The following is a 14989-nucleotide window of genomic DNA, read 5'->3' as shown; positions in this document are numbered from 1 at the left end:
TGTTTAAGTTGTTATATGACTACGGAGAAACGCTCCGCGATTCTTTCATTCAGGGCGTTCGTGTCAGAGTCTATCTTGTCGTCAGTCACTTTGGCATAAATCTGCGTGGTCTCTATCCGGCTGTGGCCGAGCATCCTGCTGACCGTTTCAAGCGGGACTCCGTGCGAGAGGGTGATCTCCGTGGCGTAGGTATGGCGCCCTGAATGGAAGACGAGCCTGCGGTCTATTCCGCAGATAACCGCAATGCGCTTCAGATAGAAATTCATTGTGCTGTTGGCATACATCGGCAACAGCCGGCCGTCCGGTGCGGTGTCGCGGTACTTTTCGATAATCCGCAAGGGAAGTTCCAGTAGAGGGATTTCAAACTCCACTCCTGTCTTTTCCCGTGAACTCCGTATCCACCATGTCCCGTCATCGGCCAGGGAAAGGTTGTCTGTCGTCAGCAGCCGCATGTCGCCATACGGGATACCGGTATAGCAGGAGAACAAGAACATGTCCCTCACATGGTACAGGGACGGATTGTGAAGCGGTGTGGTCATGATCCGGTGCAGTTCCTCGTCCGTGAGGTACTTTTGTTCCGGTTTCGGATGCACGGGTTCGTAACCGAAGAACGGGTAGGCGGTGATGATGCCGTCAGCGATGGATTCGCCTACCACGGTCTTCAGCCGGACCGTGAGATTGATGACAGTACCCGGAGCCAAACGGCATTCGGTACGCAGATGCAGGTCATATTTCTCAATGAAGGAAAGGTCCAATGTCGAGAACGGGACATCCGATACCTTGTATTGTGACCGGATGAACCTCTCCAGATGGCTGTATGCGTTTCTGTAACCAGCGAGACTTTTTGCCGTGCGGTTTATCCCGATCCGTTTCTCGAAATTGCCGATGAACTTCATGAAATAGGCCAACAAGGTTTCCTGTTCGGAGGCCATGCCGAGCAACCGGTGCTTCACTTCCTCGGCGCTGACACCATCACGCACGGCGGACAGCTCCGCATATATGCCGAGCGCTCTTGCCCGTATCTCATCCAGGCGGTTGTTGATTTCCTTAGCCGCCACGCTCTTGCCCGTAGCCCGGCCTGCCGCCCACATCTTCTGCGGCACCCTCAGCTTCATGCTGAAAGCAGACTCCGAGTATTTCCCGATGTTCAGCCTTGCCATCACGGGACAATACCCGTCGGCATCGGACTCGCTCTTTTTAAGGTAGAACGACACCTTTACATTCGTCTGATTCATAACCTTTTCCTTTCTTGCAAAATTACCGGATAAAGGTCAAATGAGAGGCATGACGAATATGGCAGAATATGGAAACAAGTCCCATGCTCAAAAGAACCGGCCCATATTTTTCCCGCTCTGCGAAAAAATGACTATCTTCGCTAACGCAAATATGCAGGGACAGCGTTCTTTACGGTGATATGACAGAGGAATCGGGAGTCCGTTTCGCGTGGATTTTCTTCCCCGAAAAAGGCAACGGATAGGTAGCAATTCATTTTCCTAACCCATCAAAAAACGGCTGATGCCCTCCAATGATGGACATGGAATACAACCGCACATCACCTTTCATTTCCAACTGCTTGCATTATTCCTCCGAATTTCATCCGTATGTTGGCGAGTTTTGCAATATTTGCGGCCATAGTTGCTATGGGTAAAATGGAAGACGAAAAAGATATGCTGCTGCGTTTGAAAAATGGAGACACGGAAGCCTTTGCTTGTGTGTACAGACGCTATTGGCGGAAAGTCTATCGTTTTGCTTCTCTTTATATCACTTTGCCTGCCGATGTGGAAGAGGTAGTGCAGGATGTCTTCCTCAGCCTGTGGAAGAAGCGCGGCACCATTGAGGTGGAACAGGGTCTGGACGGCTATCTGTTCATTGCCACCCGCAACACTGTTTTTAACCATTTGCGCCGTCATTTCAATTATTCTTTCTATCGGGCTACTTTGGAAGAAGCTGTCGGTAACAGTTATAATAATGTCGAAGAAGACCTTCATGTTGCCGAGCTCCGCCAGCGTTTGTACAGTTTGCTGGGTTCGATGCCGACCCGTCGTCGTGAGGTGTTTCTTCTGAGCCGCGAGGGCCAGTTCAGTTACAAAGAAATTGCCGTGCGGCTTGGCATTGCGGAGAAGACTGTAGAACGCCATATCAACGAGGCACTGAAATACCTGCGTCAGTATCTGTTGGAGTCGTAGAGGAATCAATACCGCTATTTTTTTGTGGTCCGCCACTCCCGTTTCTTTCCGTTGTACGTCCGTATTTTCGCAGAAAAGGAGTATCTTTGCCGGGAAAAGTCCGATGGGACAGTCTTCGCATACTAAAAAGCATTGATTCTATGGATAAAGATATCGTCCTCACCCCCATGATGAAGCAGTTTCTCGACCTCAAAGCAAAGCATCCCGATGCCTTGATGCTGTTTCGTTGCGGGGACTTCTATGAAACCTACTCCACCGATGCCGTGGTGGCTTCGGAGATACTGGGCATCACCCTGACCAAACGCAACAACGGCAAGGGCGGACAGACCATTGAGATGGCAGGATTCCCTCACCACGCGTTGGATACTTACCTGCCCAAGCTGATTCGTGCCGGCAAGCGTGTGGCTATCTGCGACCAGCTGGAGGACCCTAAGCTGACCAAAAAACTGGTGAAGCGCGGCATCACGGAACTGGTGACCCCCGGCGTCTCTATCGATGACAATGTGCTGAATTATAAGGAAAACAATTTCCTGGCCGCTGTGCATTTCGGCAAAGGAGCCTGCGGAGTAGCTTTTCTGGATATATCGACGGGAGAGTTTCTGACTGCAGAAGGGACTTTTGATTACGTGGATAAGCTGCTGAACAATTTCGCTCCCAAAGAGGTGTTGTTTGAACGGGGCAAACGCCCGATGTTTGAAGGCAACTTTGGCAACAAGTTCTTTACGTACGAGCTGGACGACTGGGTGTTTACCGAAACTACCGCCCGCGAGCGACTGCTGAAACACTTTGAGGTGAAAAATCTGAAAGGGTTCGGGGTGGAACATCTGAAAAACGGTATCATTGCTTCTGGAGCCGTCTTGCAGTATCTCATCATGACGCAACACACGCAGACCGGACACATCACTTCGTTGGCACGTATTGAAGAAGACAAATACGTCCGCTTGGATAAGTTTACTGTGCGCAGCCTCGAACTGACTGGCTCCATGAACGATGGCGGCAGCAGCCTGCTGGACGTGTTGGACAAAACCATCAGTCCGATGGGTGCCCGCCTGCTGAAGCGCTGGCTGGTGTTCCCGCTGAAAGACAAGAGACCTATTGATGCGCGGCTGGATGTGGTGGAGTATTTTTTCAGACATCCGGATTTCAAAGATCTCATCGGGGAGCAGTTGCACCAAGTGGGCGATATGGAACGCATCTTGTCCAAGGTGGCCGTAGGGCGTGTGTCGCCCCGCGAAGTAGTGGCGCTGAAAGTGGCGCTGCAAGCCATTGAGCCTATCAAGGCAGCCTGTCTGGAAGCAGACAATGCCAGCCTGAACCGCATTGGAGAACAACTGAATATCTGCCAGTCGGTGCGCGACCGCATTGAGAAGGAGATAAACAACGATCCGCCTCTGCTCGTCAATAAAGGAGGTGTCATCAGGCAGGGAGTCAGCGCGGAACTGGACGAACTGCGCCGCATAGCCTATTCGGGCAAGGACTATCTGTTGCAAATACAGCAGCGTGAGAGCGAACAGACGGGCATCCCCAGTCTGAAGATTGGTTACAACAACGTGTTCGGCTATTACATCGAGGTGCGCAACGCCCATAAAGACAAGGTACCCCAGGAATGGATACGTAAGCAGACACTGGCCAATGCCGAGCGCTACATCACCCAGGAACTGAAAGAATACGAAGAGAAGATTCTGGGGGCTGAAGACAAGATTCTGATATTGGAAGCTCAGTTGTATAACGAACTGGTGCAATCGCTTGTTGAGTTCATCCCGCCCATCCAGATAGATGCCAACCAACTGGCACGGCTGGATTGCCTGCTCTCCTTCGCCACAGTGGCCCGGGAGAACAAGTATATCCGTCCTGTCGTGGCCGACGATGATGTGCTGGAGATTCACCAAGGGCGTCATCCCGTCATCGAGAAGCAACTGCCCATAGGCGAGCAATACGTGGCCAATGATGTGCGTCTGGATACGGAAACGCAGCAAATCATCATTATTACCGGTCCCAACATGGCAGGTAAATCAGCCTTGTTGCGCCAGACGGCTCTCATCACTCTGATGGCACAGATTGGAAGTTTTGTGCCGGCCGAGAGCGCCCACATCGGATTAGTCGACAAGATATTCACCCGTGTGGGGGCCAGCGATAATATTTCGGTGGGTGAATCAACATTTATGGTCGAGATGAACGAGGCTGCCAATATCCTGAACAACCTTTCGCCCCGCAGCCTCGTGTTGTTCGACGAGTTGGGTCGCGGCACTTCCACTTACGACGGCATATCTATCGCCTGGGCCATTGTGGAGTATATACACGAGCACCCCAAGGCTCGTGCCCGTACCCTTTTCGCCACGCACTACCACGAGTTGAACGAGATGGAAAAGAGCTTCAAACGCATCAAGAACTACAATGTGGCAGTGCGCGAGGTGGATAATAAGGTTATCTTTCTCCGCAAACTGGAGCCTGGAGGCAGCGAACATTCTTTTGGCATACACGTGGCCAAGATGGCCGGTATGCCCAAGAGCATCGTGAAGCGGGCTGATGAAATCCTGAAGCAGTTGGAACAGGAAAACCGCCGGACAGGTTCCGTCTCAGGAAAGACCATCACCGAAGGGGCTTCGTCGGCGGGGGGCATGCAACTCAGCTTCTTCCAGTTGGACGACCCGGTGCTGTGTCAGATTCGTGACGAAATACTGAATCTTGATGTCAATAACCTCACTCCGCTGGAAGCGCTGAACAAGCTGAATGACATCAAGCGGATTGTGCGGGGGAAGTAGAGAGTTTTTTATAAAGGCGTGTAATTCCTTGTTGTTTCACTGGATTTATTTACCTTTGTAATAGGATAAAACAGAGGAGCGAGAGGTAGAAAAAGCTTTCTCTTCCCTTGGTTAGCCTTGAGGAATTCGATGAAGAAGCGGAAAAGGAATATCTCCGTCTGGTACAGCCCGAAGTAAAATCATCCTCTTTCCGCAGTCCAGGACAAGCATCGATACATTATAATAAAAGTAGAGCGTACTTTGACAGGTGGGAAACAAATGAAATAATAAAAAGAAAGGCCATCGATATGTTCATTCTTCAGCATTTTTGTTACCTTTGTATCGGTAACTATAAATGAACAGGAAGCATGAAAGTAGGAGATAAAGTACTTATTTCGCCCGACTTGACACTGCAAAAAGAGTGGCTACCGGGCATCATTATCCAAGTGGAGAATAATCCCTTTGTAGGCATCGTGATTTCCGCAGAAACGGAAGACCATAACGTGTTCTTCGGGCGGGAAGACTTGTTCAAACTGGCAAAGGAGGAAGTATGTTTGCCATAAGTTTCGACATGACGGTTTCAAGTCTTGAAGAGCATTATGGAAAACCATATAACCGTGCTTATTACGAAATAAAGGAATGCCTGAAGAAAAACGGTTTTGAGTGGATTCAAGGCAGTACTTACCTCACGGTCAATGGAAACCTAAGCAACTTGTATAAGGCAATCAATGACCTTTGCAAGTATGATTGGTTTAAGAAGTCGGTTCGTGACATCCGTGCCTATAAGGTAGAGGATTGGTCTGATTTTACTCAGATTGTCAAGGAAAGTTGATTCATAAACCCTACCCATTGTTTCGTTCCGCCCCTCTCCATGCAGGAGAAAGGCGGAATGTTTGTATTGACAGGTTGGGAATTGTAGTTTATGGATTTGCTGGACATGTTGTCCTTCGTAGATACGTCTGAGATGCTGGCGAAACTGAAGCAAGCCATATCTCTATTTGGGTACATCCTACAGGACTTTCGTCAAGCCTTTATCTTCTTCCCGTAGAAGAACATGCAATATATCCCGATGGCTACGAACGGGATGCTGAGCCACTGTCCCATGTTCAGCGTCATGCCTTGCTCGAAGGCTACTTGGTCGGCCTTGAGGAATTCGATGAAGAAGCGGAAAAGGAATATCTCTGTCAGGCACAGTCCGAAGTAAAAGCCGCGCCGGTGGGGGAAAGCAGCAGGCAGGGCGGCTACCTCGTCCTTCTTCATGCCGATGGTTGCCTCGGCGCGTGTCTTGAGACCCAGGCGGTAGAAATACAGCATGCCAAGACAGAAGATGAAGTAGGCGATGGCTTCGTACAGCTGTCCGGGATGACGTGGTGTCATGTCTACCCGTTCGAAGATGAAGGCCCAAGGCACATCGGTGGGGTTGCCGATGATTTCCGAGTTCATCAGGTTGGCTAAGCGGATGCAGCAGGCGCAGATAGGGGTGCCGACAGCAATGATGTCCAGCACGTCCATGAAGTGCATCTTCGTCTTGCGGCAATAGAGCCACAGGGCAATGATGAGGCCCAAAGTGCCGCCGTGACTCGCCAGACCTTCATAGCCGGTCCATTTCCATCCGCCGTCGGGCAGGAATTTGATGGGGATGAACATCTCGATGAAAGGCTTTATGCCAGACAGGTAGTATTCCGGCTGGTAGAACAGACAGTGCCCCAAGCGGCAACCAACCAGGATGCCGATGAAGCAGTAGAAGAAAAGCGGGTCGAACTTGTCATCGCCTATTTTCAGGTCGCGGTATTCGCGGCGCACGATGAAGTAGGAGCATGCGATGCCCACTATCCACAGCAGGCTGTAGTAGCGGATGGGAAACCCGAAAAGATGAAAGAACGTCGGGTCGGGGTTCCAGTGGATGTAAAGTAAAAGGTCCATGTTAATTGAGAATTGAGAATTAAGAATTGAGAATTAAGAATGAGGAATGATATACATGATGTCTATCAAAATATTCTTCGTTCTTTATTCTTCATTTATTTGAATTTCTCTGCCACGCGGCGGTACGTCGGGATGTTTACCCCGTGTGCTTCAGCCGCGTCTATCAAGTCGAACAACAGGCCTTGCACCTCACTCTCGTGTCCGCGGGCCAGGTCTTTCTGCATGGAGGCGGTGCTGTGCGGGTCCAGCTTGTCGATGACTTTCAGGTTGTATTCCACTAAGTCCGTCGGAAGGTCGATACCCAACCGGCGTCCCAATTCGTTGCTTTCGCGGGAGAGACCGATGAAGGTATCCCTGATTTCGCCGGGTTTCTGCACCTCACCCATAGGTACATCGTAATAAGCTCCTGTTACTGCCATGGCAGAGATGAACGACCATTTGACAAACGTGTCGCGGTTGATGTCGTCGGACAAATCAGCTTTGATGCCGCTCTCTTCGAGGTCACGTTTCACGGCCAGCAGCGTGTCGCGTGACACGTCCGTCCCTTTGTGCGCTCCATATACCAAGCGGAATATCTTGCCCATCTGTGTGATTTCCCCTTTGCCGCTGACGAAGCCCACGATGTAGATGCAACCGTCGAGCACCGTCACGCCGGGCACCAACCGTTGGATACGCGGCCCCGTGCCATAGACGTTGAGGATGGGGATAACCACCGTATCGGGCTTCGCCGTCCGCCGGATAAGGTCGGTGATGGAGTCGACGGAGTAGCCTTTCACACAAACGAAGATGACGTCGGCCTTGCCTTGGTATTCTTCGGCGGTGCAGGCGGGGATGTGGAGGGTGTGTTCGCCCTTCAGGTCGCTGTGCAGCTTCAGACCGTTCTGCCGGATGGCGGTCAGGTGTTCGCCGCGGGCAATGCAGGTCACGTCTTTGCCTGCCAGTGCCAGGAAGGCGGCGATGCTGCCGCCTACGCCTCCGGTTCCTGCGATTAAATAGTTCATTTTTATAGTGGTTAGTGGTTAATGATTAATGGTTAATAGTGCTTGAAGGCGATGGGGGGCGGGGCTTGTCGTTTTGTTGCTTCGCAGCCTGCAGTTCGGCCATTTGAGCTTGTGTCAGCCACACGGTTTCATCTTCCAGCCGGACCTTCAGTTTTATGGCTTCTTCCGGCTGGTAGATGATGATTTCATTGGTATCCTTCATGACTGTGTATATCCGCTTTACACATTGAACCGGAAGTGCATGATGTCCCCGTCCTGCACCACGTAGTCTTTGCCCTCCACAGCCAGTTTTCCGGCTTCGCGTACAGCGGCTTCGCTACCATATTTTATATAGTCATCGTACTTGATGACTTCGGCGCGGATGAAACCTTTCTCGAAGTCGGTATGGATGACTCCGGCGCATTGCGGTGCTTTCCAACCCTTGCGATAAGTCCACGCCTTTACCTCCATTTCGCCGGCGGTGATGAACGTCTCCAGGTTGAGCAGTTTGTAGATGGCTTTGATGAGGCGGTTGCAGCCGCTTTCCTTCAGGCCCAAGTCTTCGAGGAACATTTGCTTTTCTTCGTAGGTTTCCAGTTCGGCAATGTCGGCCTCGGTCTGGGCGGAGATAATCATCAGTTGGGCATCTTCGTCTTTGATGGCTTCGCGCACCTGTTCGACGTATGCGTTGCCTGTAGCGGTGGAAGTATCATCCACGTTGCAGACGTAGAGCACGGGTTTGGTGGTGAGGAGGAACATTTGCTTGGCGCAGGTTTCCTCGTCTTCGTTCTCCGGCACGACGGTGCGGGCGCTGAGGCCTTGTTCCAGGGCTTCCTTGTAGCGCAGCAGGAGGCCGTACTCGGTCTTTGCCTGCTTGTCGCCGCCGACCTTTGCCTGCTTCTCGACGCGCTTGATGCGGTTCTCTACAGTCTCTAAGTCCTTCAGTTGCAGTTCGGTGTCGATAATCTCCTTGTCGCGCACGGGGTTTACCGAACCGTCCACGTGGACGATGTTGCCGTTGTCGAAACAGCGCAGCACGTGGATGATGGCGTCACACTCGCGGATGTTACCCAAGAACTGGTTCCCCAGTCCTTCGCCCTTGCTGGCGCCTTTCACCAGTCCGGCGATGTCTACGATGTCGCACACGGCGGGCACGATGCGGCCCGGATGTACCAGTTCGGCCAGTTTGGTCAGCCGCTCGTCGGGCACGGATACCTGTCCCATCTGGGCGTCGATGGTGCAGAAAGGAAAGTTGGCTGCCTGTGCCTTTGCGCTGGACAGGCAGTTGAAAAGGGTGGATTTTCCCACGTTGGGAAGTCCTACGATACCTGCTTTTAATGCCATAGCTATATGTTGTTTTTTGGTTGTTAGCTTGATTGATTGTCCGTGCAAAGGTACAGATTTATCGTTGATGTGGCAAGCAATCTGCTTACTACTCGCGTTTGGTGGGTGGAAGCGGGCAAAAAAAGAGGGCATGCCCGAAAGCACGCCCTGTTCCAAAAAAGGTCGTCTGACCCCGTGTTTCTTCAGAAGCGGTACATAGCCGAAATCATCGGGACGAACTGGCTGTTGCTCATGATTTGTCCCTTGGCCTCTACGCCCAGCTTCCAATGGTCGGTGAGGTTGAACATGATACCTGCACCGAGGTTGACGCCGAACCAGCCTTCTTTATCGAAGTCATCCTTACCATGTAAATAGCTGAGACCTACCAGCGGATAGACTTCAAATACGGGAGCCCGGTAGACATTCCAGTGGAAGTCTGCATTGATGTCCCAGAATTTCACGTCATACTTTTTGAAATAGTGGTTAAAGCTAGCCACTATGTCAAACTGGTCGCTGATGTCATACAGTAAACGGCCGCCCAGGAAGCCTTGTTCTATGTCTGTACCATAACCCAAGTTCAGGCCGATTCCCCATTTACCATCTTGCGCCTGCATGCCGACTGCAGTCAGCAGACACATTGCCATTGCTAAGAATAATTTTTTCATGTCTTTCTATTTTTAAGGGTTGAACATAATTTGTCATCTCCTTGGCCATAACGGGCCGTTTTTGGTTATAACAAATTGCATGTTCTTTTGTTCAGGCGGGAGTAACTAATTTCGACAGAAAGTTACAAGACTTTGTGTCTCTGTGTTTGATGCAAACTAACTTCTCAGCCCTGTACTGCGAGTACGTTTTCCATCACGTAGTACACGGTGAAGAAGCCGATGCAGAGAAACGAAAAGCCTATACGGAACGCCGTGCCTTGCGGTGCTTCGGCTTTGTGTCGCCGGTAATACAGCAGCATGCGTACGGTGAAGTAAAGCGAAGCGAAGGCTGCCAGCAGGGCGAAATGCACCAGGCGGGTATAGCCCATGTAGCGCGATGCTCCCCACAGCAGGTAGCACAGCAGATTGAGGAAAGAGACGGTGGCGTAGTTCATTATTATCAGTTTTGCTTTTTTTACGTGGCAAAAATACGCTTTTATCGGCATATACGCCTCATGTTGCGGCAAGAAAAAAAGCCGGTATGCTCACGCACGCCGACTTTCATTCACGTTTTTATAAAAGGGTTTTGGTTATTGTTAGGAGTTTTTTTTAAGAGAGTAGAGGGGAGATTGTCCGAGAACTCTTCCGACACTATCATTCTGTCATCCCGAGCGCAGTCGAGGGATCTCAAGACACGTTCCTGTAGATTTAGTGAGATGGCTCGACTTCGCTCGCCATGACAGAATGATAGCAGCTGATAGATTTTCGGACAGCCTGAGGGGGGACAATGGCTTATTGGATGGATTCGGTCATTGTTACCGTCGATTCCGGTTGCAACACGTATTCTTCTTTTTGCTGATTCCACCGATAAGATGCGGTCGTGATGTTTCCATCTTTGTAGGTGTAGCGCATGCATAAGTCCTTTTGCCATTCTTTCGTATGCTTGTTCCACACCAGAATTTCGCTCATGGTCAGCCGGTTTTGCTCGTCATACGTGTAGTGATATTTCATATAGTTGGCCAATAAACCGCCGTCTGCTTTGTATATGGTTTCGGCCACTTTTTGCCCGTTCACTTCTTCTGCGTTGTAGAACAATTGTAATTCGTTCTCGGCAGAAAGCGTAAGGCTGCTTATCAACATCAGTGCTGATGCACACATTGTTTTTACAAAACTTTTAGCGTTCATAATATTCTCCTGTTTCTTTAGATTGCTGTCATTTGTCAATTGATTTATCTTAATTGCGGCGCAAAGGTAATGCTTTCTTGTGTATCCGCAAGTTAAAATCTGATTATTTATTGTCAATATGTCAAATCCGGCTTTCTGCGTAACTATCTTTTTGATACGGCGAATTAAGAATAAATATCCGTTGGATATTCTGTTTTGCTTTTGGCTCTACAGTTTGGGAGGCTGTGTGCGGAGAGTTTTTGCTTTCTGTCTGATGGTTAAACTGTGTTAATCCCCGGATGTCGCTTGGTTTCTTCCCGTATGTAAAAGAATAAAATCATGCGGGTGCATCGCTTACCTGTCTGTAACCCTTAGTTTGAGCGTCGTAACCCTTAGTTTGAGCATCGTAATATGGCACTTTAGCATCGTAACCTTTCACTTGAGTGATGAAAGGGTGAAGGCAGTTGTTGTATGCAGGTCGGCTTTCACCCGACAAAGAAAAATCCTCGGTGTTATCCTGAAATAGGTTGACTCCTCAAGCCACAGTTCATGTAATAAAAAAATGAAAAATGAGAATCGATTGACAAGAGCGCTGAATGACGCAGAGCGTTGTTCGATTGTATGTGAGGTGTTGTCCGGTAAGCTAAGCCGTGCCGGTGCCATCAAAAAATACCGTATCAGTGAGGTCACACTTTACCGTTGGATTCGTAAATTTGCATCTCCGAGTTTATTAGAAATGGAAAAGCAGCAGAACCAAGAAATCCAAAAGAAGAAAGAGACTCCCCAGGCCGAACTTGCCCGTTTGCGTGAGGAGCTCCGTGTGACCAAGGCCAAGGCCGCCCTATATGAGGAGGTGGTCTCTCTGGCCAGCGAGCAATACGGCATTGAGTTACTAAAAAACTTTGGTCCCAAGCAGTAGAATCTCTTGCGGCAAAGTGTCCGGATTATACCATTTCCGGCCTTTGCTCTCTGCTTGGGAAAACAAAGCAAGCCTATTACAAGCGTAAGCGCTCCCAGAGCCGGACACTTCTGGAAGAGCGTATTGCCATTGAGTTCGCCAATGAGACGCGTAGCTGCGATCCCGGTATAGGATGTGGAAAGATCTGGCACAGGTTCAACCGTAACGGTTCCCATATACGCATCGGCCGCGACCGTTTCCTGTTCATCCTGTATGCAAACGGATTCAAGCTCCGTGGGAAGGTCCGCGCCCCGAGGACAACAGATTCCAGACATGGTTTGGCATTGTATCCGAATTTGGTCAAGGGACTTTTGTTAACACGTCCGAACCAGCTATGGGTCAGTGACATAACCTATATCACCCTATGGAAATCGGAAGACGAGTACTCATTCTGCTACCTCTCCATCATCATGGACGATTACAACAAGGAGATTGTGGGCTATGCCGTTCACGACACGTTAGAGACCGCAGGCTGTCTGGAAGCTTTGGATATGGCCCTGGACACAACCGCACATAGGCGTACGCAGAAACTGATCCACCATTCAGACAGGGGCACCCAATACGCCAGTGCCGCTTATGTCACAAGACTTAAGAGCAATGGCATAGAAGTGAGTATGACCGAGAACGGAGATCCGAAGGAAAACGCCGCCAGTGAGCGTGTCAACAGCACTGTAAAGAACGAACTGCTCCATGGAGAACGGTTTACCACAATCCGGCAAGTCAGAGAAACATTGGCGCGAAGGATCAAATTCTACAATGAGGAACGCCCTCATATGAGCTTGAACATGTGCACGCCATTGGAATGTAGGAATATGACTGGAGTAATCGAGAAAAAGTGGAAGAGAATGAGAGAAAAGTATCTTGAACCGGAAAATATGGAGAGGGTTGAATCCCCAACTCAAACAAATGGTTTATCTTTGCAAGGACAAGAATACGGTGGGTGACAGCTTATGCCGTTACAGACCACCCCAAAATCAGAGGGGAGAGAACTCCACCGGATTTTGACAAGATAACGGATGAGTTCTACTTTGTCCGTTATGGAACTGGCAAAGGAAGACTTTGAAAGTGTATGAAAAAACGGGTAAACTCATATTAGGAATAAACATTTATGAGTAAACCTAAAGTAGTAATCAGGCTTAAACGAGTCAACCTAAATTAGGAAACCACATTTTGTGTTAAAGGGGGGTGAAGGATGTATCTTTCACAGTAAGGGGCTTATATACAGAGGGATGGGGTGGGGTGAAGGCGTGAAGGATATGGGCGTATCAGAGATGGACAGGTAATGACATAGGTGAAAAAAGCAAAGCTCCTTCGGATAAGCAAAGCTTCGTGCGGACATTCAGGCGAAAAAGAAAGAGAACATGCCGCGTAGCACGCTCTCTTTTCTGTTTGGAAACGCCTGAAACAGGCTGTTCTCTTTATGCGAAAAAGTCCGTACGCCACCGCAAAGGCGTACATCCAGGGGCGATGATACGGGTTAGTCTTCCGTAGGGTAGACGGGAATTACTTCAGTTGGTACATCGCTGTCCAACTGGTTCACATGGATGCTGACCTTGATGTAAGGCGTGTTGCCCAAGCCATCAACGGCATCCACGTTCCCATCGGCGTCAATCGGGTTGCCTTGGAGGCCGCGATATACGTTGTAGCGCACTGAATAGCCGTATTCGGGTTCGTTTTGGTTCTCAGTGATCGTGCTGTGGAGGACGGCACCATTATCATCTGCCACCATCTGTGTAACGTCATAGCCTCTTTCGGTATCAGCATTGACTTCATCGCTTGAGTTCAGGCCGATCCAAGCCAACTTGTCAGCGTATGTGAAGCGTTCCACATACGTGATTCCGTTCTCGGTCGGGTCTTGGATTTGGTTCTCAATCCACAGATAGGTCTCGAACGTGATTTCGGGCTGCGTTTGAAGCGCTGGTTGCAAGTCGATTTGAAGGCCTTCGACTTGGATGGTCAAATCGTCGCCAGTGATTTGGATCTTATTACTCATATATCCGGCTCCATTACTATCGCTAATAGGAGTAACTTTCACGTACTCACCATTAATGCGAATAGCGAAGTCATCCGCTTCAAGCACATACGACTCCCATTGGCTGAGAACATCATCGGGGATTTCTAACGTGAAATATACTTCGCCTTCGCCGATGCGGGTCACGGCTTTGGTGTCATTCAACGCACCGACGCGCATGCCTAATCCTTCTTCTGTGGTTACGCCCACAGAGGAAGCATACACTTCTTCCGTTGTCTGTTCCCCATCCCCCGGAGTATTACCGTTAGGCAGTTCATCCGAGGAACAAGCTGCAAACAACGCCGACGCTGCGAATAAAAATAAAAGATTTTTCTTCATTGTCTTACATTGTTTTTAATAAGTTAAACATAAGTTTGGTTCGATAAAGCCGGGACTGGACTGCTCCCGTCCCAACCATGTTGCGGATTCATTACGCCCTTGGGCGGCGTACGGACTAAGTTCTTCACATTTTCATTTTTTATTTTTTGCTTTTCATTATTTCTCTTTTTCTTCCCTCCAAGGATACTGCTCATGCGAGCGGCTGTCCTTGTTGATGTCCACGTAATAGCCGTGTTCGTTTTCTTCGCCGTCCACCAGTCCCTTCAGCATCTCGTTGCGCTCCACGGCTTCCTTATACAGCTCTTCGTAGTCGCGTGTATAGTCGGCGTGAGGCACCACGTTGACGTCGAACACCAGTTTGGCAATGCCGTGCGGTTTGATGTTGCCGTGAATGCGTATGACGTGCTGCACGAATCCAATGTTCTTGGCGCTCTGGTATTTGAACTTTAAGCGTATCGTTTTCTCGGGCAGCACCATGCGCGATTCCGGCATCGTGACGATGCATCCGCACGAGGGCTGTATGTCGCGGATGATGAGAGGCTCATCACCCGTGTTGGTCACGTCATAAATCAAGTCCAGATCCTGCCCTGCAATGACGGGGTAGTAGTGGCGGATAGAGTCGGGCACTTGCACCGTGGTCATGCCAATCTTTTTCTTGCAGCCGGTCAGCATCGTGCAGCCGACAGCTGCTAACAGGAGTCCGAACATTTTTATGTTAAT

The 14989-nt window shown here is 49.8% G+C and carries 14 protein-coding genes and 2 pseudogenes; 6 read left to right on the top strand and 10 right to left on the bottom strand.

The features are described from left to right. Positions 1-11 precede the first annotated feature (11 nt). Complete coding sequence (locus tag B5F34_RS13195; RefSeq protein WP_087339883.1) at positions 12-1235, bottom strand: site-specific integrase; 1224 nt, start codon at positions 1233-1235, stop codon at positions 12-14. Between the two features lie 414 nt (positions 1236-1649). Between B5F34_RS13195 and B5F34_RS13190 the strand changes: the two genes are divergently transcribed. From B5F34_RS13190 to B5F34_RS13170, 4 genes are all read left to right on the top strand, one after another. Continuing rightward, the gene (locus B5F34_RS13190) at positions 1650-2186 is read left to right on the top strand and encodes an RNA polymerase sigma-70 factor (protein ID WP_162609339.1); all 537 of its coding nucleotides are present in this window, start codon (positions 1650-1652) and stop codon (positions 2184-2186) included. A gap of 140 nt (positions 2187-2326) precedes the next feature. Then, a complete protein-coding gene (gene mutS, locus B5F34_RS13185; protein ID WP_162609338.1) occupies positions 2327-4948 on the top strand; it encodes a DNA mismatch repair protein MutS in 2622 nt (873 codons plus the stop codon). 347 nt (positions 4949-5295) lie between these two features. Next, complete coding sequence (locus B5F34_RS13175; RefSeq protein WP_087339874.1) at positions 5296-5490, top strand: transcriptional regulator; 195 nt, start codon at positions 5296-5298, stop codon at positions 5488-5490. Continuing rightward, positions 5478-5759 (top strand): virulence protein, encoded by a 282-nt coding sequence (locus tag B5F34_RS13170; protein WP_087339871.1) that lies wholly within the window; start codon positions 5478-5480, stop codon positions 5757-5759. Before B5F34_RS13175 ends, B5F34_RS13170 begins: the two co-directional genes overlap by 13 nt. Positions 5760-5950: 191 nt before the next feature. Here B5F34_RS13170 and B5F34_RS13165 read toward each other — a convergent pair whose 3' ends face one another. The 7 genes and pseudogenes from B5F34_RS13165 to B5F34_RS13140 form a co-directional block, all read right to left on the bottom strand. Beyond that, on the bottom strand, positions 5951-6850 hold the full coding sequence (locus B5F34_RS13165) for a prolipoprotein diacylglyceryl transferase (protein ID WP_087339869.1): 900 nt from the start codon (positions 6848-6850) through the stop codon (positions 5951-5953). A 95-nt stretch (positions 6851-6945) separates the two neighbouring features. Next, positions 6946-7851: a ketopantoate reductase family protein gene (locus B5F34_RS13160; protein ID WP_087339866.1), complete on the bottom strand. Its 906-nt coding sequence runs from the start codon at positions 7849-7851 to the stop codon at positions 6946-6948. 91 nt (positions 7852-7942) lie between these two features. Further along, positions 7943-8053, bottom strand: a pseudogene (locus B5F34_RS17410) (DNA-binding protein); the annotation flags it as partial. A 17-nt stretch (positions 8054-8070) separates the two neighbouring features. Further along, entirely contained in the window at positions 8071-9174 is a 1104-nt protein-coding gene (ychF, locus tag B5F34_RS13155; RefSeq protein WP_087339864.1) for a redox-regulated ATPase YchF, read from the bottom strand. Between the two features lie 182 nt (positions 9175-9356). Next, entirely contained in the window at positions 9357-9818 is a 462-nt protein-coding gene (locus B5F34_RS13150) for an outer membrane beta-barrel protein (RefSeq protein WP_239448957.1), read from the bottom strand. A gap of 164 nt (positions 9819-9982) precedes the next feature. Further along, complete coding sequence (locus B5F34_RS13145; RefSeq protein WP_087339860.1) at positions 9983-10252, bottom strand: hypothetical protein; 270 nt, start codon at positions 10250-10252, stop codon at positions 9983-9985. A 337-nt stretch (positions 10253-10589) separates the two neighbouring features. Next, the gene (locus B5F34_RS13140; protein WP_087339857.1) at positions 10590-10982 is read right to left on the bottom strand and encodes a DUF3836 domain-containing protein; all 393 of its coding nucleotides are present in this window, start codon (positions 10980-10982) and stop codon (positions 10590-10592) included. A 541-nt stretch (positions 10983-11523) separates the two neighbouring features. Between B5F34_RS13140 and B5F34_RS13135 the strand changes: the two genes are divergently transcribed. Together B5F34_RS13135 and B5F34_RS13130 are read left to right on the top strand one after the other, a co-directional pair. After that, positions 11524-11880 carry a hypothetical protein gene (locus B5F34_RS13135; protein ID WP_087339855.1) on the top strand — a complete coding sequence of 119 codons (357 nt, stop codon included), beginning with the start codon at positions 11524-11526 and terminating at the stop codon, positions 11878-11880. Positions 11881-11891: 11 nt separating this feature from the next. Then, positions 11892-12863, top strand: a pseudogene (locus B5F34_RS13130) (IS3 family transposase); the annotation flags it as partial. A 533-nt stretch (positions 12864-13396) separates the two neighbouring features. Here B5F34_RS13130 and B5F34_RS13125 read toward each other — a convergent pair. Both B5F34_RS13125 and B5F34_RS13120 read right to left on the bottom strand, forming a co-directional pair. Continuing rightward, a complete protein-coding gene (locus B5F34_RS13125) occupies positions 13397-14269 on the bottom strand; it encodes a hypothetical protein (protein ID WP_140393012.1) in 873 nt (290 codons plus the stop codon). A 156-nt stretch (positions 14270-14425) separates the two neighbouring features. After that, complete coding sequence (locus B5F34_RS13120) at positions 14426-14977, bottom strand: DUF1573 domain-containing protein (RefSeq protein WP_087339847.1); 552 nt, start codon at positions 14975-14977, stop codon at positions 14426-14428. Between the last annotated feature and the right edge of the window lie 12 nt (positions 14978-14989).

The sequence above is a fragment of the Mediterranea sp. An20 genome (assembly GCF_002160055.1).
In the GTDB taxonomy this organism is placed as follows: Bacteria; Bacteroidota; Bacteroidia; order Bacteroidales; family Bacteroidaceae; genus Bacteroides; species Bacteroides avicola.
Note: the sequence above shows the minus strand (reverse complement) of the source record. Positions and strands in the feature narration are given on the sequence as shown.